The 24,920-nt window shown below is 73.9% G+C and carries 15 protein-coding genes and 1 pseudogene; 6 read left to right on the top strand and 10 right to left on the bottom strand.

Annotation, left to right across the window (positions count from 1 at the left end; translation table 11 throughout):
• Positions 1-49 precede the first annotated feature (49 nt).
• The 6 genes from ACWCXX_RS26865 to ACWCXX_RS26840 form a co-directional block, all read right to left on the bottom strand.
• Complete coding sequence (locus tag ACWCXX_RS26865) at positions 50-4,864, bottom strand: hypothetical protein (RefSeq protein WP_451131506.1); 4,815 nt, start codon at positions 4,862-4,864, stop codon at positions 50-52.
• A gap of 85 nt (positions 4,865-4,949) precedes the next feature.
• Positions 4,950-5,876: a hypothetical protein gene (locus tag ACWCXX_RS26860; protein ID WP_451131504.1), complete on the bottom strand. Its 927-nt coding sequence runs from the start codon at positions 5,874-5,876 to the stop codon at positions 4,950-4,952.
• A gap of 238 nt (positions 5,877-6,114) precedes the next feature.
• A complete protein-coding gene (locus ACWCXX_RS26855; RefSeq protein WP_451131502.1) occupies positions 6,115-7,641 on the bottom strand; it encodes a hypothetical protein in 1,527 nt (508 codons plus the stop codon).
• A 181-nt stretch (positions 7,642-7,822) separates the two neighbouring features.
• Positions 7,823-11,476 (bottom strand): hydantoinase B/oxoprolinase family protein, encoded by a 3,654-nt coding sequence (locus ACWCXX_RS26850; protein ID WP_451131500.1) that lies wholly within the window; start codon positions 11,474-11,476, stop codon positions 7,823-7,825.
• Between the two features lie 150 nt (positions 11,477-11,626).
• Positions 11,627-13,045, bottom strand: a complete 1,419-nt coding sequence (locus ACWCXX_RS26845; RefSeq protein ID WP_451131498.1) for a HEAT repeat domain-containing protein — start codon at positions 13,043-13,045, stop codon at positions 11,627-11,629.
• Positions 13,046-13,264: 219 nt separating this feature from the next.
• Positions 13,265-13,657: an ankyrin repeat domain-containing protein gene (locus ACWCXX_RS26840; protein ID WP_451131496.1), complete on the bottom strand. Its 393-nt coding sequence runs from the start codon at positions 13,655-13,657 to the stop codon at positions 13,265-13,267.
• Positions 13,658-13,959: 302 nt separating this feature from the next.
• On the opposite strand from ACWCXX_RS26840, the gene ACWCXX_RS26835 reads away from it, so the two are divergent.
• Both ACWCXX_RS26835 and ACWCXX_RS26830 read left to right on the top strand, forming a co-directional pair.
• Complete coding sequence (locus tag ACWCXX_RS26835; protein ID WP_018103962.1) at positions 13,960-14,154, top strand: hypothetical protein; 195 nt, start codon at positions 13,960-13,962, stop codon at positions 14,152-14,154.
• A 47-nt stretch (positions 14,155-14,201) separates the two neighbouring features.
• Positions 14,202-15,818 (top strand): annotated as a pseudogene (locus ACWCXX_RS26830) (hypothetical protein); the annotation flags it as partial.
• 72 nt (positions 15,819-15,890) lie between these two features.
• Here the strand turns inward: ACWCXX_RS26830 and ACWCXX_RS26825 are convergent.
• Entirely contained in the window at positions 15,891-17,390 is a 1,500-nt protein-coding gene (locus ACWCXX_RS26825; protein WP_451131494.1) for an SCO1417 family MocR-like transcription factor, read from the bottom strand.
• Between the two features lie 102 nt (positions 17,391-17,492).
• On the opposite strand from ACWCXX_RS26825, the gene yczE reads away from it, so the two are divergent.
• From yczE to ACWCXX_RS26805, 4 genes are all read left to right on the top strand, one after another.
• Positions 17,493-18,206 carry a membrane protein YczE gene (yczE, locus tag ACWCXX_RS26820; protein ID WP_451131492.1) on the top strand — a complete coding sequence of 238 codons (714 nt, stop codon included), beginning with the start codon at positions 17,493-17,495 and terminating at the stop codon, positions 18,204-18,206.
• Complete coding sequence (locus ACWCXX_RS26815; RefSeq protein ID WP_451131490.1) at positions 18,203-18,967, top strand: glycerophosphodiester phosphodiesterase; 765 nt, start codon at positions 18,203-18,205, stop codon at positions 18,965-18,967. Before yczE ends, ACWCXX_RS26815 begins: the two co-directional genes overlap by 4 nt.
• Positions 18,968-19,047: 80 nt before the next feature.
• Positions 19,048-20,388, top strand: a complete 1,341-nt coding sequence (locus ACWCXX_RS26810; RefSeq protein WP_451131536.1) for an MFS transporter — start codon at positions 19,048-19,050, stop codon at positions 20,386-20,388.
• A gap of 265 nt (positions 20,389-20,653) precedes the next feature.
• Positions 20,654-21,028 (top strand): RNA polymerase-binding protein RbpA, encoded by a 375-nt coding sequence (locus tag ACWCXX_RS26805; RefSeq protein ID WP_007262928.1) that lies wholly within the window; start codon positions 20,654-20,656, stop codon positions 21,026-21,028.
• A gap of 171 nt (positions 21,029-21,199) precedes the next feature.
• On the opposite strand, the gene fxsA is transcribed toward ACWCXX_RS26805, so the two are convergent.
• The 3 genes from fxsA to ACWCXX_RS26790 all read right to left on the bottom strand — a co-directional run bounded on the left by fxsA (position 21,200) and on the right by ACWCXX_RS26790 (position 24,836).
• On the bottom strand, positions 21,200-21,787 hold the full coding sequence (gene fxsA, locus ACWCXX_RS26800) for an FxsA family membrane protein (protein ID WP_451131488.1): 588 nt from the start codon (positions 21,785-21,787) through the stop codon (positions 21,200-21,202).
• An 88-nt stretch (positions 21,788-21,875) separates the two neighbouring features.
• The gene (locus ACWCXX_RS26795) at positions 21,876-22,643 is read right to left on the bottom strand and encodes a polyprenol monophosphomannose synthase (RefSeq protein ID WP_451131486.1); all 768 of its coding nucleotides are present in this window, start codon (positions 22,641-22,643) and stop codon (positions 21,876-21,878) included.
• A gap of 546 nt (positions 22,644-23,189) precedes the next feature.
• On the bottom strand, positions 23,190-24,836 hold the full coding sequence (locus ACWCXX_RS26790) for an amidohydrolase (RefSeq protein ID WP_451131484.1): 1,647 nt from the start codon (positions 24,834-24,836) through the stop codon (positions 23,190-23,192).
• Positions 24,837-24,920 lie beyond the last annotated feature (84 nt).

Here is a 24,920-nt window from a genome sequence, read left to right as displayed (position 1 = left end):
CCCGGGCCGGTCCGCACGTGTCGACGGGGGCCGGGGCCTCCCGTTCGGGTCATGCCGGTGCGTCGTGCCGGGCCGATCCGGACGAAAGGCCCTGGGCGTCCTGGTCCGCGGGAGTCCGGTCGGGGCCGGACGGTGTCGTGGCGCGCTTGAACATGCGAGTGGCGGTGATCTCGCCGTGCACCGTCTCGCCGCCCGGGTCCTGCTGCGGCAGACCGGGACGCAGATGCTCCTCCACGCTGATGTACTTCAGCCCGGCGCGCAGGTCCGCATCGTTGCGCAACCGGATGACCAGCGGGAATTCGGCGAGTGCCGTGGTGTCGAACAGTCCGGTCGTGTAGAGCAGCTGCACGCCCAGGGCGTCGGACACCGCGCGCTGGAGCTCCAGCAGATAAGTGGCGTTGGCGCGGCCGATGGGGTTGTCCAGGAAGAGGGTGCCCGCGTGCCGGTGCTGGTGCCGGTCCCTGCCCCGGTCGTTGCTGCGCAGCGCGGCCATGGTGCAGTACAGGGCGATGGCGGCGGTGAGCAGCTGGCCGCCGGAGAAGACGTCACCCATCTGTCCGACCGGGACGCGCTCGGCGCGGAGCACCGCGTCCGGCTTGAGGATCTCCACGGCGACGCCCCGGGGCTCCAGTGCCGCCTGCACACCGCGCAGCAGGAGGGACATGCCGTCCCGGCGCAGGTCGGAGTTCTTCCTCAGCGCGGCACGGGTGGCCTCGTCGACGACCTCGCCGAGCCGCTCGGTGAGCGTCGCCTGGTCGGGTTCCTCGAAGCGGATGCGGAGGAATTCCTGGCCGGACCACTCCCCCAGTCCCTCCGGGAGCCGGGAGAGCCGCTGGGCGGAGCGCAGGGTGGTGAGCGCGGACTCCACGAGCCCGCGCAGCCGGTCGACGATGGAGTCGCGGTTGCGTTCCAGCTGGGCCAGCTCGTCGGTGAGCACGCGCAGCCGGGGCGCGAAGGCGGCGGCCCACTTCTCGGCGTGCTCGGGCAGCGCCGCGGCGGGCAGCTCGCGGATCTGCTGACGTGCGGGGGTGCGGACCTGCTCGTAGCGGGTGGAGTTGGCGTGCCGTACGAGGACGTCGCTCGCTTCCCGTACGGCGCTCTCGGCGGCGGAGAGGTCGGTGGCGCAGCCGCGCAGTGACCGGCGGGCCTCGGCCGCGGACTGCCGGGCCTCGTCGAGGCTGCCGGGGTACGGCTCGGGGGCCTCGGTGTCGTCGTCCGCACCGTGGTCCCTGAGCAGGTCCCGCAGGAGTGCGGCCGTCTCGTCGAAGCCGCCCGCCGAGTCCTCGGCGGTGCGGTGGGCGTGCAGCAGCTCGGCGTGGGCGGCGCGGGCGGTGTCCAGCGTCGCGGTGGCGGAGGCCAGTTCGGCCGTGGCGGTGCGCAGGAGGGCCTGGGCCTGCTCGGCGTCGGCGGGGACCAGTTCGTCGGGGAGTTCGGTGTGGTGGGACTCGCCGTCGGCCGGGGCCAGGCGCTCGGCCTCGCCGCGCAGCCGGCCCAGCTGCTCGCTCGCCGTGGAGGCCCGGCTCTCCAGGAGCTGCACCAGGGACTCGGCACGGGCCGCGGCGGCCTGCCGGGAGGGTCCGTCGGCGCCGTCGGTGCCTTCGAGGAGCTGGGCGGCCCGGGTGCGGACCTTGTTGGTGAGCCGGTCCAGCTCGGCGAGGGCGGCGCTCTCGTCGCTCTCCGCGCGGGCCTGTTCGGCGCGCAGGTCCGCGCCGACGCCCACCTTCTCGTACAGCTGGGAGGCGGCCCGGTACGCCTCGCGCAGGGCGGGGAGCGCGGGGCGCGGGGCATCGCCGTCGGGCTCCGGGAGCTGTTCGGGGGCGCCCGCGATCTCGGCGCGTTCGGCGCGCAGGGCGCGGGCCGTGCGGCGGGCGTCGTCGGCGGCGCGCTGCGCGGCCCTGCGGTCCTCGTCGGCGGCGCGGGCCCGCTCCAGGCAGACGGTGGCGCGGGCTTCGGACTCGGCCGCCTCGTCGGTCAGTTCGCGGAGCTTCGCCTGCCAGCCGGCGCGTTCGCGGAGCCGGTACGCGAGGCCCGCGAGGGCGTCGGCGGCCCGGCGGGCGCGCTGGGCCGCCTCCTGGCGCTCGTCACGGACGCGGGCGGTGTCCGCGGCCGCCTCGTCGGCCTCGGCGCGTACCGTACGGGCTTCCGCGAGCTCGGCCTCGGCCGTCTCCGCGGCGGTGCGGGCGGTACGGGCGGCCCCGGCGAGTTCGGCGAGCATGCCGGGCGGGCAGTCGGCGCGCCAGGAACCGATACGGGCGGCGAGGGCGCGGTCCGCGGTGAGCCGGGCGGCGAGGGCGCGAATGTCCTCGTCGCGGGCCGTGGTCCGGGTCCTGAGGGCCTGTCGCTCCTCGTCGGCCGCGTGCTCGTCGTGCATCGCCGGGTTCGGCGGGACGAGGAACACGCCCTCGGTGTGCGGGCCGACGGCCGGGACGGGGGCGAGCAGGGCGGCGGCGGTGCCGACGGCGACCGCGGAGCGCGGCAGCAGGGCGGCGCCGTCGAGGACCTCGCGGGCGCGGGCGTGCGAGTCGGGGTCGGTGATGACCACGCCGTCGACCAGCTCGGGGCGGGTGGCGAGGACCGCCGCGTGGTCGGCGGGGTCCACGGCCTGGGCGAGGTACCGCCAGCCGGGCAGGGCGGGGATGCCGTGCTCGCCGAGATATTCGACGGTGGCCAGGACGTCGGGTCCGGGCGGCAGCAGACCGCCGTCGCCGAGCGCGCCGAGGATCCGCGCGTCGTCGGCGGCCGCGGTGCGCAGTTCGAAGAGGCGTCGTTCGGCGGAGGCGATGCCCTGGTCGAGCAGTTCCCGCAGTTCGTCGGCGCTGCGGTCGAACTCCTGGGCCGTGAGCGGCTGTTCGCGGTTACCGGGCTGTTCCGCGGTGGCGGTGTGCGGGTGGTCGCCGCGGGCGGACCGGTCGGTCCCCCTCTCCCGGCCGGTCTCTCTCGCGGCGGGACGCGGGCCGGGGTCCGGCGCGGTGCCGTCCGTGCCGTGCGGGGCGTCCGGGTCGGTCTTTGTGCCGTGGAGTGCGGGAAGGCCCAGCAGGTCGGCCAGGCGGTGGTCGGCGGCGATCGACTCGGCGGCCCTGAGCTCGGCCTCGTACGACTGCTCCGCGGCCTGCGCGGCGTCGGCGGCACGGGCCGCGGCCAGTTCGGCGCGGCTCTCGGCGGCCGCGGCCTCCCTGGCCCGGTCGGCTGCCGAGCGGGCGGCTTCCCTGGCGGTGTCCCAGGCGGCGACGGCGGACTGTTCGGCGTCGCTCGCGGCGAGGGCGGCGCGCGCCGGGTCGGCGTCCGGCGCGGTGTCGTCGAGCCAGCCGGCCCGTACCGCCTGGGCCGTCTCCTGCTCGACCTCGGCGAGGCGCTGGCGCAGGTGCCCGGCCTCGCTGCGGGCGCGCTGGGCCTCGGTGGCGGCGGTGGTGGCGTCCCGGTGGGCGGTCTCGCCGGCGCGTTGCAGGGCGTCGGAGCGTTCCTCCTCCTCGTTGGCCAGGTTCTCGCCGGCCTCCGCGGCGATGTGCAGGGCCTGGACCAGGTCGGCGGCGGCCTCGGCACGGGCGGCGAGCGCGGGCGCGGCGTCCCGTTCGGCCTCCCGGATGGCGGCGGCCACCCGCGCGGAGCGGTCGGCGGCCGCACGGTGCCGCAGTACGGCCTCGGCGGCCTGCCAGGCGGAGTGCAGGGTGCGGGCGTCGACCAGTTCACGGCGCTGGGCGGCGGCGCCCTTCTCCGCCGCGGTCAGGGCCAGGGAGGCGTGCCGGTAGGCCAGTTCGGCGGCGACCAGGGCGCTGCGACTGCGCGCTTCTTCGGCCGTGGTGACGGTGTGGGCGGCGCCCGTCACCTGCTGGGCCAGTTCGGTGCTCCGGCCGCGTTCCCGGCCGGCGCGGGCGGAGAGCCTGCGGGCGAGCGTGCGGGTGCGGCGCTCGGCGCCGGCGTGGACGTCCCGGGCGCGGGAGCGGGTGTCGGCGGCCTCCACGATCCGTCCGAGCAGATCGACCGAGCCCGCCGTGAAGTCGCGTTCGGCGGTCAGTTCGGCCCGGCGGCCCAGCTTGTTGCCGAAGCCGCCGACCAGGTCCGCGAGACCGTCCGTGTCGCGGGTGTCGGTCACGGCCCGGAGCAGCAGGTCGGTGAAGTCGGAGTCCTTCTTGACCGCGAAGAGGCCCGCCGCCTCGCCCTCGTCGGCGTTCATCTCGCGCTGGTAGCGGAAGAGTTCGGGGTCGAGCCCGAGGTCCCCGAGGTGTTCGTTCCACCGGTCGTGGATCTCTTCCCAGTGCACGTCGAGGTGTTGGTAGAACTTGCCCGCCTCGGTCAGGGCGTCACGGAAGCCCTTCATCGTGCGTCGTCTGCCCCGCGCGCCGGAGGCGCCTTCGGCGGACGGGCGTACGGAGGTGGCCTCGGCGACCGGCAGGGAGTCCAGGCTGAGTCCGGGGCCGGGCCGGAAGGAGTACCAGGCCTCGGCGAATTTCCTCGGGTCGTTGGAGACCTGCCGGCCGCGCCATTCGCTGACCTTGCCGACGACCACGCACTCGCCGGTGAGGGTGTGCTGCCACTCCAGGGCGACGTGGCCGCAGTCGTCGGCGAGGAGGAACTTGCGCAGCACTCCGGAGCTGGCGCCGCCGAGGGTGTTGCGGTGGCCGGGCAGCATCACCGAGAAGATCAGCTTCAGCAGCACCGACTTGCCGCCGCCGTTCTCCAGGAAGAGCACACCGGCGGGCGCCGGGCGGCGCGGCGGGCCGATTGGCTCCTCCTCGAAGAACTCCGCCTGGGCCGGCGCGGGGTTGGGCACGGGCTCGCCCACTCCACGCAGGTCAAGCACGGTGTCGGCGTAGCGCGCACCGGCAGGCCCGATGGAGTAGAGGCGGACCCGGGACAGCTCGTACATGGCGGCGGACTCTCGTCGTTCGGACGGTGGAGACAGAGGGTGGTAAAGGCAGTGAGGCGGTGAGGAGGGAAGCGGCGGGAGCCGGTCAGGCGTGGAAGGGCAGACCGGCGTCGGCGACCAGCTCCAGGTCGTCGGGGTCGGGCGGCGGCAGCAGCGTCGCCGTGCCGTCGGTGACCGGGACCACTCCGAGGTCCAGCAGTTCGGCCATGGCGGCGCCGCCGGCCATGTCGCGTACCTGGAGCTGGTAGCGGGCGGTGGTGCGGAAGGCGCCGCCGGCGTCGTCCCCGGTGCGCTGGAGGAAACCGGAATCGGTGAGGAAGGCGACGGCCTTCCCGACGATGCCGGTGGTGGAGCCGGCCAGCCGCCGGGCGTCCTTCGTCGCCCCGGTGGCGCTGCGCCGGGCGTAGATCCGCCAAGCCGCTTCGAGGCCGGGGGCATCGGTGGCCGGGTCGGTGTTGTCCCCGTGCTCCTCCGCGCGTTCCTCCAGCCGACGGCATGCCTGACGTACGAAGGAGTCGACGCCGTTGACCGTGATGCGGCCGATGTACGCGTCGTCGGCGAGGTCCTCGGGGCGGGGGAAGGCCATCGCGGCGACGGCAAGGTGTGCGAGCCCGTGCAGGAAGCGGTCGGCGGAGTCGGCGGAGGCGCGACGGGCGTAGTCGCCCATGCGGACGGCGAAGACGGAGTCCTCCCCCGCCGTCACGGCCATGCCCGCACGGGGGGACACCTCCAGGACGACCAGGCCCAGTCCGGTCGCCACCGCGTCGGCGAGCCGGGCGAAGGCGGGCTCCTCCCGGTAGCGGCGGAGCAGTTCGGCGTACTCGGCGTCGCGGGCGGGCAGCAGCTTGGGCTGGAGGCCGAAGGCGACGAGCCGGGCGGCGTCGGCCGCGTCGGCCGGGGTGACGGACGCGGGGGCAGGACTCGCAGGGTCGGCGGGCGCCGTGCTCTCGGTGGCGTACGCGGCGGTCGGCTCGCTCCACGCGTCGGTGTGCTGTGCGCGGTGGTCGCTCACGACTGTCGCTCCTTGCTGCGGAAACTCTTCGGTACGGAGTGGACGGCACCGGATCTCGCGGTCGCCGCCGCGGCGGATGCCGGGCGAGCGGTGGCTCTCGCGGTCGCCGCCCGGAACGGTGCGAAGTGGCCGGCGTACCCGCCGAGGGCTGTCGCGCACACACCGACGAGGCACGGCCGGCCCCGGTCGGCGGACGCGGGGCGGGGCGAGGGGCGGTGGGCCGGGCGCGGTGCGCCGGTCATGACGCCTCCGAGCGATCCGCGGCCATCCCGGCGGCGTCCAGCAGGGCCGTGCCCACGATCAGGTCGGCGCCGCCGAACTCCGGGTCGTCGAGCTGCGTTCCGTCGTCCACGGAGAACAGCAGGCGCTGCTCCCCCTGCCGGTAGGCGGTGCCGACCGGCGGGCTCGCGGCGTGCACCGCGAGCAGGGCGACCAGATAGGGCAGTTCCGGGTCGCGGCGGCGGGCCTCGGCGAGGAGTCCGGAGAGTCTTCTCGGGGCCTCGTGCTCCAGGTCGAGGAGCTCCATGGCGCTCGCGAGCTGCTCCTCGCTGAACCGGCTGTCGTCCGGGGTGGCGATCAGGTCGGGTTCGGGCATCTCGGCGCCCAGGTGCTCCCGCTCCAGAGGCGGGGTGAGCAGCATGTCGACGAGGTCGCCCATCCGTACCGAGGAGGGGGTGCGCAGCCCGGTGCCGCGGGCGAAGAAGGCGTCGGTGACGCGGATGGCCCGTTCCACGGGGAGCGGCAGCAACGGGGCGACCAGCTGGCCGTAGAGGTCGAGGCCGGTGCGGGCGGCGGGGGTGGCGAACGCCTGCCGGTCCTGTTCGGCGCGGAAGAGCGGGCCGGCCTCCAGCAGGCGGGACTGCAGCTGGGTGTGGCGGCGGATGCAGTCCTTGACGATGTCGACGAGTTCGGCGGCGCGCCTCTTGTTCTCGGGGTCCTCGGCCTCGTCCCGGGCCTTGCGGATGTTGGTGAGGATCGCGTTCTCGTGGCGGTAGCGGTCGGCGACGTGGTCCAGCGCTTCGGCGATCATGTCGGGCACGGCGTTGAGCCAGTCGACCGCCCGGACGTTGCGCCGGGTGGCCTCCAGCGTCCTGCGGAGGGTCTCCGCGTACTGGACGGTGCGGTAGCGGGCCTGTTCGGCGGCGAGCTGCGCGTCCGCGAGGCGGCCCCGGCTGATGAGGACCTCCAGCTTGACCTCGGCGGCGATCTGGGCGCTGGTGACGTCCGTGTCGAGGGCGCCGACCAGGACGTTGACGGCCTCGTCGGTGGTGCGGAGGTAGACCGTGCCGCCGTGTCCCGGGACCTCTTCGATCAGTTTGAAGTCGTAGTCCCGGCGGGTGTAGAGGCCGTCGGCGCCGAAAGTGCCGTACACGGCGCGGAATCCGCGGTCCACGCTGCCGACGTTGATCAGGTTCTCCAGCACCCAGCGGGCCACCCGCTCGTGCTCGGCGGCCGGGCGGGCGGGAGCCTGGGCGGCGACGCGGGGAAGCAGCCTGCTCACTATCTGGTCGTGGTCGGCGCCGGTGTCGAAGTCCATGTTGAGCGTCACGAGATCGATCGCGGCGAGCGCCACCTCGGCCATCGCGTAGACCGTGTACTCCCCGGCCAGATTCGCCTTGCGCACATCGAGGTCGTGCAGCGGCGCCGTGCAGGCGAGCGCGCGCAGCCGCCGCGCGAGCCCCTCGTCGGCGGCCGGGCCCGGGGCGGGTCGCGGCCCCGCGCTGAGCTGGGGCGCAGCGTTGTCCGTGTAGGCAGGCGAAGTCACGGTGCACAGATTAGGTCCTCACACCGACACCGGTCGAAACGACGCAGAAGCGACCCCTGCCCCGGCACCGCCGGCAGCGCGGCCGGGTGCCGTCGCGCAGCGGCCCGGCCACCGTCGTCACCGCCGTCGTGCGGGGTTCCGGCGGCGCCCCGGCACCGCCGCGCGAAGTCCTGCGGCAGCGTCACGGCCGGCCGTCGGCGGGTTCGGCCGAGGGGTCGTCGCGGTCCGGTTCCGGGGTCCCGTATCCCCCGCCGCCCGGGGTGCGGAGCACCAGTACGTCGCCCGGCTCCAGGTCGGCCGTGTCGCAGCCGCGCAGCGGGGTGGGCGGGCGGCCGTCCGGGTGCTCGACGTGCTGGTCGCCCGGGGCGCCGGGTTCGCCGCCCGCCATGCCGTAGGGGCGGACCCTGCGGTGGCCGGAGAGCAGGGCCACGGTGACGGGTTCCAGGAAGCGGATCCGGCGCTCCACGCCGCAGCCGCCGTGCCGGCGGCCGACGCCTCCGCTGCCCTCCCGTACCCGGAAGCTCTCCAGCAGTACGGGGTAGCGCCATTCGAGGACTTCGGGGTCGGTGAGGCGGGAGTTGGTCATGTGGGTCTGCACGGCGTCGGCTCCGTCGAAGTCCTCGCCCGCGCCCGAGCCGCTCGCCACGGTCTCGTAGTACTGGACCCGTTCGTTGCCGAAGGTGAGGTTGTTCATGGTGCCCGAGCCCTCGGCCTGGATGCCGAGGGCGGCGTACAGGGCGCCGGTGACGGCCTGGGAGGTCTCCACGTTTCCCGCGACGGTGGCCGCGGGGTGGACGGGCGCCAGCATGGAGCCTTCCGGAATTCTCACTTCCAGGGGTTTGAGGCAGCCGCTGTTGAGCGGGATGTCGTCGTCGACCAGGGTCCGGAAGACGTACAGCACGGCTGCCATGACCACGGACTTCGGCGCGTTGAAGTTGTCCGGCTGCTGCGGTGACGTGCCGGTGAAGTCGACGACCGCGCTGCGGGCGGTCCGGTCCACGGTGAGGGAGACCTCGATGACCGCGCCGTTGTCGGTCTCGTAGCGGTAGGCGCCGTCGTGCAGTGCGGCGACGATCCGGCGGACGGACTCCTCGGCGTTGTCCTGCACGTGGCCCATGTACGCGGCGACGGCGTCGCGGCCGAACTGTTCGACCATGCGACGGAGTTCGGCGATGCCCTTCTCGTTGGCGGCGATCTGGGCGCGCAGGTCGGCGATGTTGGTGTCGGGATCGCGGGAGGGGTACTCGGCGGTGGTGAGCAGTTCGCGCGTCTCGGCCTCGCGGAACCTGCCGTCCCGCACCAGCAGCCAGTTGTCGAACAGCACGCCCTCCTCGTGGACGGTGCGGCTGAAGGCGGGCATGGAGCCGGGGGTGATGCCGCCGATCTCGGCGTGGTGTCCGCGCGAGGCCACGAGGAAGAACGGTTTCCCGCTGCCGCCCTCCTCGAACACCGGGGTCACGACGGTGATGTCGGGCAGATGGGTGCCACCGTGGTACGGGTCGTTGACCGCGTACACGTCCCCGGGGCGCATCGACCCGCCGTTGCGGCGCAGCACCTCCTTGATGGACTCCCCCATCGAGCCGAGGTGGACGGGGATGTGCGGGGCGTTGGCGATCAGGTTGCCGTCCGCGTCGAAGAGCGCGCAGGAGAAGTCCAGCCGCTCCTTGATGTTGACGGAGTGGGCCGTGTTCTCCAGACGCACACCCATCTGTTCGGCGATCGACATGAAGAGGTTGTTGAAGACCTCCAGCATGACGGGATCGACCCGGGTGCCGACGGCCGTGCGCTCCGGCCGCGGGGTCGCCCGGGTGAGCAGCAGATGGCCGGTGTCGGCGAGCGTGGCCCGCCAGCCCGGGGTGACGACCGTGGTGGCGTCCGCCTCGGCGATCACGGCGGGGCCGGTCACGGTGTCCCGGGGGCACAGCTCGTCGCGACGGTGGAGGGGGGTCTCGTGCCAGTGTCCGTCGGCGAACATCCGCACGGTGTCGTGCGGGCGCGGTTGCGCGCCGTCCCGGCGCGGGCGGCCGACCGGTCGGGGCCGGTGCCGGCCCGCCGCCCCGGTCGCCTCGACCGACACGGCTTCGACGACCAGGGGCTTGTCCATGGTGAACGCGTAGCGGGAGCGGTGCTCGGCGGTGAACGCCTCGGCCATAGCGGGTGCGGTGTCCAGGTCGACGGGCAGGCTCGCGTCCGTTCCGGCGTAGCGCAGGAGCACCCGGGCGCGGGTGCTGATCGCGCTGTCGGGGATGGCGTCGGCGCGCAGTTCGGCGCGGGTGCGGGCGGCCAGTTCGTCGCAGAGCGCGCCCACCTCCTCGCGGGTCGCCCCGTCCAGTTCCGCCTCCACGGACCGCTCGCGCATGGCGGTGGCGTCGGCGAGGCCGATGCCGTACGCGGACAGCACACCGGCGAGCGGGGGCACCAGGACCGTGTCGATGCCCAGGGAGTCGGCGACGGCGCAGACGTGCTGGCCGCCGGCGCCGCCGAAGCCGGTGAGGGCGTAGCGGGTGATGTCGTGTCCGCGTTGCACGGAGATCTTCTTGACCGCGTTCGCCATGTTGAGCACGGCGATCTCCAGGAATCCGGCGGCGACCTCGGCGGCGGCGGGCCGGGTTCCGGTGGCGTGCGCGATCTCGTCGGCGAGTGCGTCGAAGCGTTCGCGCACGAGGTCGGCGTCGAGCGGGAGGTCGCCGTCCGGTCCGAAGACGGCCGGGAAGTGCGCGGGCTGGATGCGGCCGAGCATCACGTTGGCGTCGGTGACGGTCAGCGGTCCGCCGCGCCGGTAGCAGGCCGGGCCGGGTACCGCGCCCGCCGAGTCGGGGCCGACCCGGTAGCGCCGGCCGTCGAAGTGCAGGACGGAGCCGCCGCCGGCCGCGACGGTGTGGATGCTCATCATGGGGGCGCGCATCCGGACACCGGCCACCTGGGTGCCCAGTTCGCGTTCGAACGCGCCCGCGTAGTGCGACACGTCGGTGGACGTGCCGCCCATGTCGAAGCCGATGACGCGGTCGAAGCCGGCCTGTCCGGAGGTGCGGGCCATGCCGACCACGCCGCCGGCGGGCCCGGAGAGCACCGCGTCCTTGCCCCGGAAGTGGGAGGCTTCGCGCAGCCCGCCGTTGGACTGCATGAACATCAGCCGGATGCCGTCGAGTTCACCGGCGATCGTGTCGACGTACCGGCGCAGGATCGGCGACAGGTAGGCGTCGACGACGGTGGTGTCGCCGCGCGGTACGAGCTTGATCAGTGGGCTCACCTCGTGCGAGCAGCTGATCTGGGTGAAGCCCGCCGCGCGGGCGGCGGCGGCCACGGCGCGTTCGTGCGCGGGGTGGCGGTAGCCGTGCATCAGGACCACGGCGACGCCGCGCAGTCCGTCGGCCCGTGCGGCCGCCAGGTGCCCGGCCAGGGCGTCCAGGTCCGGCGGGGTCAGGACCCGGCCCCGGGCGTCGATCCGCTCGGGCACCTCGATCACCCGCTCGTAGAGGGCCTCGGGCAGCAGGATGCGGCGGTCGAAGAGCTTCGGCCGGTTCTGGTACGCGATACGCAGGGCGTCCCGGAAGCCCTCCGTGACGACCAGGACGGTCGGCTCGCCGCGCCGTTCCAGCAGGGCGTTGGTGGCGACCGTCGTGCCGATCTTCACCGTGTCCACCCGGTCGGCGGGGACCGGTTCGCCGGGGCCGAGGCCCAGCAGTGCCCTGATCCCGGCCACGCCCGCGTCGCGGTAGCGGTCCGGGTCGTGGGAGAGGAGCTTGCGGGTGACCAGCCGTCCGTCCGGGTCCCGGCCCACCACGTCGGTGAACGTGCCGCCACGGTCGATCCAGAACTCCCAGCGTCCGCTCATCCCTCCATGGTGGCCCGTGGGGCGGGCCGGGTACAGGAGGGCGCGGCGGGGCCGGGGGGTGCTCGGCCCGTACGGAGGGTGGCGGGCCTGCGGGCGCGGGCCCGGTCCCGCGGGGTGTGCGTCCGGGTGCCGGGGCCACGCCCCGTGCGGTCAGACCGCGGGGGCGTCGGGCCCGATCCTGCTGCGCACCGCCGTCTGCACCTCGGCCTCCTCGGCCGGGTCCGCGGCGAGGCGGCGCAGGCGTTCGGCGACCTTGATGTCGCCGGTCTCCGCGTGGAGTGCGGCGACCTCCCGGGTGGTCTCCTCGCAGTCCCACAGGCATTCGACGGCGAAGCCGGTGGCGAAGGAGGGGTCGGTGGCGGCCAGGGCGCGGGCCGCCCGGCCGCGCAGGTGCGACGAGGACGTCTCCCGGTAGACGTGCCGCAGCACGGGGGCGGCGCAGGCGATGCCCAGCCGGCCCGCGCCGTCGACGAGGGTCCACAGCCGCGGGGCGTCCGGTCCCTCGCCCCGTACGGCCTCGCGGAGCGCGCCGAGGACCAGGGGGGCGTCCTGGGCGTTGCCGCGGCAGGCGAGCACACCGGCGGCGGAGGCGCCGAGCGCGTCGGGTCGCCGGGCCCAGCGTCTGGCCCGGTCCACGGCCGCCTCGCCGCACATCCGCTCGAAGGCGGCGACGGACGCCTCGGCGACGGTGCGCGAGAGGCTCACCGCCCCGGCCTCGATCAGGTCGAGCACGGCCGGGTCCCTGGCCTCCGCCAGGTAGTGCAGGGCGGCGCAGCGCGCGCCGTCCGGCCCGCTGCGGGCGGCCTCGACGATCACCGGCCGGTCCTCGGGGCCCGCGACGGCGTTGAGGCAGCGGGCGGCGGGCACGTGGAGGGCGCTGCCGCGCTCGTGTCCCTGCTGGGCCCAGTCGAGGACGGCCCGGACGCTCCAGCCGGGGCGGGGTCCGCCGGGCCGCATCTGGCGCTGCCAGCGGTCGAACGAGCCGCGTTCCGAGGCAGCCCTGACCCGGCCGCCGACCGCTTCGCGCGGGTCGTCCGCCCAGAGCCGCCAGGGGCGGGGTTCGTAGGCGTCCCGCACGGCCGCGGCCAGTTCGGCGGCGCCCTCCTCGGTGTCCGGGAACCTGCCGAGGACGGGTACGGCGAGGGCGCGCAGTTCCGCGTCGTCGTCGCGCAGGGCGAGTTCGTCCAGGGCCCAGGCCCAGTTGGCGCCGGTCGCGGCGTACCGCCGCAGCAGGGCCAGGGCGTCCTCGCGTCCGTACGAGGCGAGGTGGCCGAGCACGGAGAGGGCCAGTCCGGTGCGTGAGTCGTCGGTGTCGAGGTGGTCGTCGGGACCGCACAGGTGCCGTTCGATCTCTTCGACGCCGCCGTCGAGGTCGAGATACAGGCGTGCGTAGTAGAGGGAGCGGTTCTCCACCTGCCAGTCGTGGCGGGGGTCGCTCAGGACGCAGTGGTTGAGAGCCGTCAGGGCCTCGGGGCGCGGTGCGGCGAGCGCGTGGAGCGTGCCGTCGCCGCGGCCTCTCTGCAGCAGGCCGAGCAGGGTGCCGCTCGGCGCTATGAACGGATCGAACATGGAAAAAGCCTCACATCAAGCTGTCGACGCAACCGGGACTGTGCAGTTCCAAGTGCCGGGTGGGCACTACGCCGCGCAGCGACATGATCGTCCGACCGCCGTCTTCTGCTTGGTGTAGAGCATCTTCCTCTGCCTCTCGTCGGTGGCCCGAACCAGGGCCCGCGACGTCATGATGACCCAGCCATTTCGCCACCGCGACCACATTTACGGCGTACCCGGTCAGCGGGAGCCGAAGAGTTCCAGCAGGTCGGCCTTGCCGAACATGCGGGCCGTGTCGAGGGCGGAGGGCGTTCCGGCGGCCGGGTCGGCCCCTGCGGCGAGCAGGGCCCCGATCACCGCGTCCTCGCCCTTGAAGACCGCACCGGCGAGCGGCGTCTGCCCCCGGTCGTTGGCCCGGTCCGGGTCGGCTCCGCGCTCGACGAGGGCCGTGACGGCGGCGGCGTGCCCGTGGTAGGCGGCGAGCATCAGCAGCGAGTCCCCGCGGTCGTTGGTGAGGTTGGCGGGCACGCCGGCGTCGACGTACGCGGCGAGCGTCTCGGTCTCACCGCGGCGAGCGAGGTCGAAGACCTTCGTCGCCAGCTCGATCACCTCGGGATCGGGGGTTTCGCTCATCACGGGGGCCGCCTTCCGTTTTTCCGGTCCCGACTGTTGCCGAACCGCCTGGACGCACGCCGTGAAGGCCGTGCGAATGAACCGACAGGGTACTGCCCGACCGGCCGGACGGACCGGCCCACCCGGAACGGGGAATCGCCTGCGGCGTACCTCGCCCCGCATTCCGCTTCGCCGGAACCGCCCTACGGCCATTCAAGTGAAAATAACGACTTTTCACCCGAATGCGACTTTTGCCGTATGGATACTTCCGGTGAACCTGGAAGGACTCATGGTGACCGTCCCCTCAACCAGGAGAACCTCTCATGATCCTGTCCATGTCAGGCGTCGTCATTCTCGGCATCATCGTCTTCCTGTTCTTCAGGAAGGACGGCCTCAAGGCCTCGCACGCCCTCGTCACCGCCCTGTTCGGCTTCTACCTGGCGGGCACCGCCATCGCGCCGAGCATCACCGCGGGCGGCGCGAGCCTCGCCGGTCTTCTGGGCGGGATCAAGTTCTGACCCTCCGCGACCGCTCCCACCCCTTCAGGAGACATCAGGAGACAGACGTGGCCCGGCGACCACTTCCCCGCATTCTGAGCAGCGGCAGCGCCTCGATCACTCGCAGTCGCGAGTTCGCGCGCACGGCCGCCGACAACGCCACCGACGTCCTCCACCCGCTGATCACGGTCACCCGTGGTCTGCGGCTGCTGGCCGGCGCCGGACGGCAGAGGTGGGCCGCGACGCCCAAGGACAGGCGTGGTCCCACGCTGTTCCTCGTCGCGGCCTGCGTCCTCGTGTTCGCGCTCCTCCCGTACGGGGGCCTGATCGCCCTGGTCACGGTGATGGGCGCCGCCGCCTGGGCGGGGCGGGAGCGGACCCCCGCGAAGACCGGCCCCGACGAGGCGGAGACCGCCCGGCTCCGTTCCCTGTACGAGGCGCTCGTGCCGTACTTCTCCGTGGCCGACGACCCCGATCCGCTGTTCGCCCACGGCGGCGACTGGGAGAAGGCCCTCGGTGAGTACCGGTTCGACGACAACGGACGGCCGACCCGCCTCCAGGTGACGTACCCCGCCCACTTCACCGACAGCGAGGCCGACTCCCGGGCCCGGATCGAGCAGCTGCTGCACACCAAGTCCGGCCGTGGCCGCGAGTACCGCTTCACCTGGGACGAGGAGGCGAACCGGCTCGTCATGAACGTCCTCGACGCCCTGCCCACCTCGATCTGCGCCCAGCGGTTCGTGACCGCGCCCGGCGAGACCGTGCTGGGCTTCACCGACGACGACGCGGTGCAGCGCACGGTCCCCGTGCAGGACGGCGACACGATGCGCGACGCCCCTCCGGTCGTCTGGCGCACGGGCGCCCGTTCCACCGAGCCGCACCTGCTGGTCGTCGGGCAGCCCGGCAGCGGCACCACGACCCTGCTGCGCTCCATCGCCCTCCAGGCGCTCCAGCACGGCGACATCCTGATCGTCGAGGGCGGGGGGACGGGCGAGTACGCCTTCCTGACCGGACGCGACGGCGTGCTGGGCGTGGAGTGCGGCTCGGCCGGTGCGTCGGCGACCCTGGAATGGGCGGTCCACGAGACGGAGCGGCGGCTGCTCGCCGCGAACCGGGCCCGGCAGGCCGGCCGTCCCGCCCCCGACGACGTCCGGCGCCCGCTCTGGATCCTGCTGGACCGGCCCGGCGCCCTCGGGCACCTGGCCGCCGCCGACGGCAGGCCCGACCCGCGGGAACTGCTCCAGGTGCCGCTGCGGCACGGCAGGGCCGCCAACGTCACCGTGGTGCTGGCCGAGCAGTTCGACGGCCTGGACTCCCTCGGCGAAACCGTGCCGGCCCACACCCGGGCCCGGGTGGTGCTCGGCCACTGCTCCCGCGAGCAGATCGAGACGGTGCTCGGCGCCGAGCCGCCCACCGTCCCGCCCCCCGGCATCCCGGCCGGCCGTGGCTACGCCCGGCTCGGTACCGGTCCGGTGCTCCGGCTCCAGGTGCCCGCCACACCCGACCCCTACGACGAGGCCACCGGCGAGGCGCAGCGGCAGGCGGTGCTCTGCCTGCTCCCGGAGCGGCGGGACCCGGCCGGTACGGCGACGGCGGCGGACGGAGCGGACGCCGGGCCGGGCGTCCCGGAACCGGTGCTGCCGCGCACCATGACCGCCGCCGCGGCCGTCGAGGCGGCCGACTGAGCGGGCCGGGGCGCGGGCCCGTCCCGGTGGCGGGCCGCACGGCCGGTCACCGGGACGGCCCCGCCGCCCCGGTCAGGCCACGAACGTCCGCGGCGTCTCGACCCCCGCGCCCGCGCCCGACCCCACCAGCCGCGCGGCCGCCGCGAGCCGGACCGCCGCCTCGTCCGCGACCGGCCCCGTGACCGTGAACGGCAGCCGCACGTACCCCTCGAAGGCGCCGTCGACCCCGAAGCGGGGGCCGGAGGGGACCCGGATGCCGACCCGCTCCCCGGCCACCGCGAGCCGGGAGCCGGAGAGGCCGCCGGTGCGCACCCAGAGCGTGAGGCCGCCGCTCGGCACGGAGAACTCCCAGTCGGGCAGCTCCCGGCGGACCGCGGCGACGAGCGAGTCCCGGTTCTCCCGCGCCTGTTCGCACCTCAGCCGGACGGCCTCCTCCCAGCCGCCGGTGCGCATCAGCCAGTTGACGGCGAGCTGTTCCAGGACGGGCGTCCCCATGTCGGCGTAGGCGCGGGCGGCCACCAGGCTGCGGATGACGTCCGGGGCCGCGCGCACCCAGCCGATCCGCATGCCTGCCCAGAACGCCTTGCTCGCCGACCCGACGGTGAGCACGGTGGAGCCCGCCGGGTCGAAGGCGCAGACCCGGCGCGGCATCCGCACGTCGTCGTCGAGGCGGAGCTCGTTCATCGTCTCGTCGACGACCAGGACCGTGCCGGCGGAACGGGCGGCTTCCACCAGGTCCCGCCGCCGGTCCTCGTCGGCCAGCGCGCCGGTCGGGTTGTGGAAGTCGGCGACGACGTAGGCGAGCCGCGGCGCCGCGTCCCGCAGCACCTGCCGCCACCGGTTCATGTCCCAGCCGCCGAGCCCCTCCTCCATCGCCACCGGCACCAGCCGGGCGCCCGTCTCCCGCATCAGCTGCAGGATGTTGGCGTAGCTCGGGGACTCCACCGCGATCCGCTCGCCGCGGCCGGCGAAGAGATGGCAGATCGCATCGATCGCACCCATCGCCCCGGTGGTGACCATGATCTGTTCGGGCATGGTCGGGATGCCGCGCCCGGTGTACCGGTCGGCGATCATCTGCCGCAGGTCGGGCAGTCCGGCCGGGTAGTCGCCGTGGGTGTGGGCGTACGGCGCCAGTTCCTCGATGGCGCCCTGCACGGCCCGGGTCAGCCAGGGTTCGGGCGCGGGCAGCGAGGCGCACCCCAGGTCGATCATCGAACCGAGCGACTCCGGGGGCAGCGGTTCCAGGCCGCGGGCGGGCAGCGGGTTGCCCGCGGGTACGGCGGTCCAGCTGCCGGCCCCCCGGCGGGACTCCAGGAACCCTTCGCTCCGCAGCGCCTCGTAGGCGGCGGCGACGGTGGTGCGGCTGACGGACAGCGCGAGCGCCAGTTCGCGCTCGGCGGGCAGCCGGGCGGCGACCGGCACCCGGCCCTCCAGGACCAGGAGACGGATGCCGTCGGCCAGTGCACGATAGGCGGGCGGCCTGCGGGTGCCCGGCCCGGCGGGCCGGGACTGCTGGGCCTGGAGCTGCCGGGCGAGCTGTGTCGCACCCACCGCCGAAGTCCACTGAGCCATGGAAATCAGTCCACCTTCCTCGGATTGGCCATAGTTGGCAGCCAATCCCCTGCCACAGAGTGACACGCGGCAGTCCACACCCACCACACCAGGGGGCACCTCTTGTCCACCGCCACCGCCCCTCGCAGGGCCCGCCTCTCCCGTCGGCTGATCCAGCTGTACGTCGGTCTCGCGCTGTACGGGGCGAGTTCGGCGCTCCTGGTACGGGCCGGCCTGGGCCTCGAACCCTGGGGCGTGCTGCACCAGGGACTGGCCGAGCGCACCGGGCTGTCCATCGGGGTCGTCTCGATCGTCGTCGGCGCCGTCGTCCTGCTGCTGTGGATCCCGCTCCGGCAGCGGCCCGGACTGGGCACCGTCTCCAACGTCTTCGTCATCGGCATCGCCATGGACGGCACGCTCGCGCTCGTGCCCGAGCCGCACGGCCTCGCGATACGCAGCGCCGTGCTGGTCGCGGGGGTCGTCGTCAACGGGATCGCGACGGGCCTGTACATAGCGGCACGCTTCGGCCCGGGTCCGCGCGACGGGCTCATGACCGGGCTGCACCGGCGCACCGGCCGCTCCGTCCGGCTCGTGCGCACCCTGCTGGAGGTGGCGGTCGTGGTGACCGGCTTCCTGCTCGGCGGTTCCCTCGGCGCGGGCACGGTCCTGTACGCCCTTTCCATCGGCCCGCTCGCCCAGTTCTTCCTGCGCCTGTTCGCGGTCGACGGGGAGGCACCGGCCGGGGAGCCCGCGGTGTCGTCCGCCACGTCCGCGCCGGACGACGGAGACGGGGCCGCCACCGGCCGGACACCCGGGCAGGCCATACTTCCGCAGTGACCTCCGTACGCCATCCCTACCTGGATCACCCCGCGACGATCCCCTTCGCCCACCGGGGCGGTGCGGCGGACGGGATCGAGAACACCGTGGCCGCGTTCCGCCGGGCCGCCGACGCCGGGTACCGCTATTTCGAGACCGATGTGCACACCACGTCGGACGGCCGCCTGGTGGCCTTCCACGACACCACCCTGGACCGGGTGACGGACGCCCGCGGCCGGATGGCCGAGCTGCCGTGGAGCGAGGTGCGGCGGGCCCGGGTGGGGGGCCGGGAACCGCTGCCGCTCTTCGAGGAGCTGCTGGAGACGTTCCCCGGGGCCCGGTGGAACGTCGACGTCAAGGCCGAGTCCGCGCTGGTCCCGCTGATCGAGCTGATCCGCCGGACGGACGCCTGGGACCGGGTGTGCGTCGGCTCGTTCTCGGAGGCCAGGGTCGCCAGGGCCCAGCGGCTGGCGGGCCCCCGGCTGGCCACCTCCTACGGCGTCCGCGGCGTGCTGGGACTGCGGCTGCGCTCGTACGGCATACCGGCGGCGCTGCGGGCGGGAGCGGTGTGCGCCCAGGTGCCGGAGAGCCAGAACGGGATCCGGGTGGTCGACCGCCGCTTCGTGCGCGAGGCGCACGCGCGCGGGCTCCAGGTGCACGTATGGACCGTGAACGAGCCGGAGCGGATGGCGACGCTTCTCGACCTCGGCGTGGATGGCATCATGACCGATCACATCGAGACGCTGCGCACGGTGTTGAGCGAACGGGGAGCCTGGGCCTGACGCCACCGTGCGGGGTCTTCACGGGGAGAGATGAGGGGGGTGGCGGTTTGAACGCCGAGACCGCGGACGCCGCTGGGCCGATCGGACCGACCGAGGAGTCCGACGACGGCGCGAGCCGCAGACGCGAACAACGCGGCTGGTATTTCTACGACTTCGCCTGCTCGGTCTACTCGACGAGCGTGCTGACGGTGTTCATCGGGCCCTATCTCACCTCGATCGCCAAGGCCGCCGCCGACGCCGACGGCTTCGTGCATCCGCTCGGCATCCCGGTGCGCGCCGGATCGCTGTTCGCCTACGCGGTCTCCGTGTCCGTCGTGATCGCGGTGATCCTGATGCCGATCGCGGGGGCCGCGGCGGACCGCACGGGGCGGAAGAAACCGCTGCTCGCGACCGCCGCCTACGTGGGGGCCGCCGCGACCACCGGCATGTTCTTCCTGGACGGCCACCGCTATCTGCTCGGTGCCTTCCTGCTGATCGTGGCGAACGCGTCGGTCTCGGTGTCGATGGTGCTCTACAACGCCTATCTGCCGCAGATCGCCGAACCCGAGGAACGGGACGCGGTCTCCTCGCGGGGCTGGGCCTTCGGGTACACCTCGGGCGCGTTCGTCCTCGTCCTGAACCTGGTCCTGTACACGGGCCACGAGTCGTTCGGCCTCTCCGAGTCCGACGCGGTACGGATCTGCCTGGCCTCGGCCGGTGTGTGGTGGGGCGCCTTCACGCTCGTGCCCCTGCGCAGACTGCGCGACCGGCGGGTGGCGCCGGGCGGCGAGGGGGCGGTCGGCTCGGGATGGCGACAGTTGCTGGCCACCCTGCGCGACATGCGCCGCCATCCGCTGACGCTCTCCTTCCTGCTGGCGTACCTCGTGTACAACGACGGGGTCCAGACGGTGATCTCCCAGGCGTCGGTGTACGGCTCGGAGGAACTGGGCCTCGACCAGACGACGCTGATCACGGCGGTGCTGCTGGTGCAGGTGCTCGCGGTGGCCGGAGCCCTGGGGATGGGCCGACTGGCACGGACGTACGGTGCGAAGCGCACGATCCTCGGCTCGCTCGTCGTCTGGACGCTGATCCTGGTGGCCGGTTACTTCCTCCCGGCCGGCGAACCCCTCTTCTTCTACCTGCTGGCCTCGGCGATCGGCATGGTGCTCGGCGGCAGCCAGGCGCTGTCGCGCTCGCTGTTCTCCCACCTGGTGCCGCGCGGCAAGGAGGCCGAGTACTTCTCCGCGTACGAGATGAGCGACCGCGGCCTGAGCTGGCTGGGGCCGCTGGTGTTCGGGCTCGCGTACCAGCTGACCGGCAGTTACCGGGATGCGATCATCTCGCTGGTGGTCTTCTTCGCGGTCGGTTCCGTGCTGCTCGCACGGGTGCCGATCCGGCGTGCCGTGGCGGCTGCGGGCAATCCCGTACCGGAACGGATTTAGACGTTGAAGTGAAAGGCCGGTAGTGTACGCCTTTGGCCTGCCCGGAGGACCGTTACTGCGAGTGGAAGAAGCCGAACCGTTGGGTGACAACTACCGCCAGATGTGACAAACCGGGCATGGGTGGGTACCCCACCCCTGAAAAAGCAGCGGCACGACGGGCGACGCATGACCGGCAACGGGAATCTTTGCCGCCGACCGGACGTTGACCGGATGACGACGACAGCGACACCTGTCCTGTGGGCGACAAGCCCGGGAGGCACGATTCATGAGTGAGCGAGCTCTCCGCGGTACGCGCCTCGTGGTGACCAGCTACGAGACGGACCGCGGCATCGATCTGGCCCCGCGCCAGGCGGTGGAGTACGCATGCCAGAACGGACATCGTTTTGAGATGCCGTTCTCGGTAGAGGCGGAAATTCCGCCGGAGTGGGAGTGCAAGGCGTGCGGCGCCATGGCACTCCTGGTGGACGGGGATGGCCCCGAGGAGAAGAAGGGCAAGCCCGCGCGTACGCACTGGGACATGCTCATGGAGCGGCGCACCCGCGAGGAGCTGGAGGAGGTGCTGGCCGAGAGGCTGGCGGTCCTGCGCTCCGGAGCCATGAACATCGCCGTGCATCCGCGGGACAGCCGGAAGTCCGCCTGACCGCGCAGCACCGCACCACCACAGAGCCGCGGGCCGCGACACCGAATGCGTGTCGCGGCCCGCGGCTCTGTCGCGTCCCCGCGCACCCGCCCCGCGGCCGTCGTGGGGCCCCGGGGCGCCTTTCGTCCCCGCCCGGCCGGGCGGGGACGGTCGGGTGCCGGGTGCGCGCGGTCAGGGGGTCAGCGGCGGGCGGGGGGTCTCGTCGGGGCGTGCGCCGGGCCCCGCCTCGTCCTGGCGGACGACCTCGCCCTGGATGACCTTTCCGTCCGGCCGGTGCATGCGGGCCTGCTGGAAGGCGCCGGAGAGGCTGCCGGGGGCCGCGGCGCTCATCCGGCGCTCCAGCGACCGCTCCGCGTACCGGCCGAGCCGCGCGCGGACCGGCGGCACCAGCAGCAGGAGCCCTGCCACGTCCGAGATCATTCCCGGGATCATCAGCAGCAGCCCGCCGAGCATCAGGAAGCCGTTGCCCTCGTTTCCCGAGGGGGCGGGCTGCTCCGGATCGGCCCCGGGGCCGCCCGGCATCCGCTGGAACGTCGCGGTGAGGTTGCGGAAGGCCCGGCGGCCGGCCCGCTTCACCACCGTGGCCCCGAACACGATCCCCGCCACCAGGAGCAGCAGCACGGTGACCCCGCCCGCCGCGTCGGCCACGAGGGTGAGCAGCCAGATCTCCAGCACCGCCCAGGCGGCGACGGCGAGCGGGACGAGGGTGCGGGCGCGAGAGCGTCCGGGGGCGGTCGGGGGCGGTGTGCCGGTCGTCATGGTCCCCAGTGTGCCTGTACGGCGGTCCGGGCGGCACGAGGGGGGTGATCACGGGCGGCGGACCGGCGCCCGCCGTCCCGGCCCCGGGTCAGATCGCCTTGCGGCCCAGGACCCGGTTCGCGCGGGAGGCGACCCCCCAGGCGGTGACCCGCCAGAGCGCCTCGACCAGGATGTCGCGGCTCATCTTGGAGTCGCCGACCTCCCGGTCGACGAAGGTGATCGGGACCTCGACGACGTGGTAGCCGGCCTCGACGGCCCTGCGGGCCAGGTCGACCTGGAAGCAGTAGCCCTGCGAGGCGACCTGGTCGAGGCCGAGGCCGTCCAGGGTTTCCACCCGGAAGGCCCGGAAGCCGCCGGTGACGTCCCTGGTCCGCAGCCCGAGCAGGAGCCGGGAGTACGTGCTGCCGCCGCGGGAGATCATCTCGCGGGACTTGGGCCAGTTGACCACCCGGCCGCCCGGCACCCAGCGGGAGCCGAGAACCAGGTCGGCGCCCTTGAGCGCGGTGAGCAGCCGGGGCAGTTCCTCGGGCTGGTGGGAGCCGTCGGCGTCCATCTCCACGAGCACGCCGTATCCGTGCTCGGTGCCCCAGCGGAAGCCCGCGAGATAGGCCGCGCCGAGCCCTTCCTTGCCCTTGCGGTGCAGCACCTGGACCTGACTGTCCTCGGCGGCCAGCTCGTCGGCGACCTTGCCGGTGCCGTCGGGGCTGTTGTCGTCGGCGACCAGGATGTCGGCCTCCGGCACAGCGGCGCGCACCCGGCTGACGATCGGCTTGATGTTCTCGGCCTCGTTGTAGGTCGGAATGATCACCAGGATCCTGCCGAGCGGGCCGTACCGCCGCTGACCGCCGTCGTTCACTTACTGCCCCTTAAGTCCGTACGCAGGTGCACACCATATCCAGCGGGCGGACACCGATCGCCGACCCGGTCGGGGGAGGCCGGGCGGCGCCGGGGACAGAAGGACGGAAGTGCGGACAGAAGCCCTGTCGCGGCTGCGGGGGAACTGCGGGTGGGGGCCCAGCGCCCTTCGGGCCGACCTGGGACCCGCTGGCTGCGGGTCGACCTAGAGCCGTTGTCTACTGAACGTCCGGGCCCCACCCGGGTCGCACCGCCGTCCGGCTGAAACCTTCCCTCGCCCCGAGGCGCGGACGCTGAACCTGGCTGTCAGTGGTGCTGCGCCGGTGCGGCGCAGCACCCCGTGACCCAGCGGCATTCGACGACTGCGTGGAGGTTCAACCGGTCGGACGTCCTGGTGGACTCCGCCGAACCTACCGGCCGGTGGGCGCTTTCTGTCAATAGCCGTCTGACCTGCGACCTTTATGGAACTTGCCTGGTCAGTAGCGAAGATCCGCAGGTCGCGGCGGAACGGGCCCGGCCACGACCTGCGGTACGGGACGTCCGCACGTCACTCGTTCGGCCGCTCGTAGACCGTTCGCCCGCGGACCACGGTCCTCAGGCAGACCGGCAGCTCGGCGCCGGGGCTGAGATCCGGCAGGCCGGGCGTCCCCGAGCGCGGGTCGGTCGACCAGCGGGCGACCCGGTCGTCCGGGGCCTGGACCACCAGGTCGGCGGTGCGCCAGACCGCGTAGTCGGCCGGGGCGCCGGGCACCAGGGTCCCCCCGTCGTCACGGCCGACGGCCCGCCAGCCGCCCCTGGTGTGGGCGGTGAAACCGGCCCGTACGGAGATCCGGTGCTCGGGCGTGCGGTGGAAGGCCGCGGCCCGGACGGTGCCCCACGGGTCGAGCGGGGTCACCGGGCTGTCGGAGCCGAAGGCCAGGGGCACCCCGGCCCGCAGCAGCGCCGCGTACGGGTTCAGGGTGCTGGCCCGCTCGGCTCCGAGCCGCCGCGCGTACATGCCCTCCTCGCCGCCCCAGGCCGCATCGAAGGCGGGCTGGACGGATGCGGTCAGGCCCAGTTCCGCGAACGCGGCGACGGTCTCGGGGGTGAGCATCTCGGCGTGCTCGACGCGGTGCCGGGCGGCCCGGATCCGGGCGAGGCCGAGCGTCTCGGCGGCGGCCCGGACGCCCTCCACCACGGCGGAGACGGCCGCGTCCCCGATGGCGTGGAAACCGGCCTGCAGCCCCGCCCCGGTGCACGCGGTGACGTGGGCGGCGATCTGTGCCGCGTCCAGGTGGGCGGTGCCCGTGTGCCCGGCCGGGCCGTCGGCGTACGGCTCGTGCAGGCAGGCGGTGTGCGAGCCGAGCGAACCGTCCACGAACAGGTCGCCGGCCGCCCCGATCGCGCCGAGTTCCTCGATCCGGCGGGCGTCCTTCTCGTCGGCGACCCGCTCGGCCCAGTAGCCGAGGACCCGCGGTCCGTCCTGCGCCTCGGCGAGCTTCAGCAGGCCGGCGAAGTCCTCCTCGTCGGAGATGTCCGGGCCGCCGCACTCGTGGAGGGTGCCGATGCCGAGCGACGCGGCGCGGCGCAGGGCGGCGCGCTGGGCATCGGTCCGCTGGAGCGGCGAGACGGCGCCGTGGGCGGCGGCGCGGACCGCATGGTGGGCGGCGTCGGTCAGGGGGGCGTCGGGGTGGTACCCGGTCAGCCCGGTGACGCCGGGGACCAGGTCGAGCAGGGCAGTGGTGACGACGGCGGAGTGCACGTCGACCCGGGGCAGGTAGACAGGGCGTCCACCGGCCGCCGCGTCGAGTTCGCCCCGCGACGGCGGGCGCTGCTCCGGCCAGCGTGTGGCGTCCCAGCCGTGGCCGAGGACGACCCGGTCCCCGGGGTGCTCGGCCACGTACGCGCGCAGCAGGCCGAGCGCCTCGTCGAGGGTCCGGGCGCCGGAGAGGTCGAGGCCGGTGAGGGCCAGGCCGGTCGACGTGGTGTGGACGTGGGCGTCGGTGAACGCGGGGGTGACCAGCGCACCGTCGAGGTCGATCACTTCGTCGACGCCGCTCGCGAAGGCGTCGGCGGCCCCTTCCGAGCCCACCCAGGCGACGTGGCCGCGTTCGACCACCATGGCGGTGGCGAAGGGGTCGGCGGGGCTGTGGACGTCTCCACCGCGCAGCAGCACGGTGCGGTGTTCGCTCTGGGGGGCGGTGCTCTCGGTCATGGCACCAGTCTCGCGCCTGCCCGGAGGCGCACGGTCCGCGCCCCCCTCGGAAGCCGTCTCCCGGTCCCCCGGGGGCCGTTGCCC

The organism is Streptomyces sp. NPDC001732 (assembly GCF_053596315.1).
Note: the sequence above shows the minus strand (reverse complement) of the source record. Positions and strands in the feature narration are given on the sequence as shown.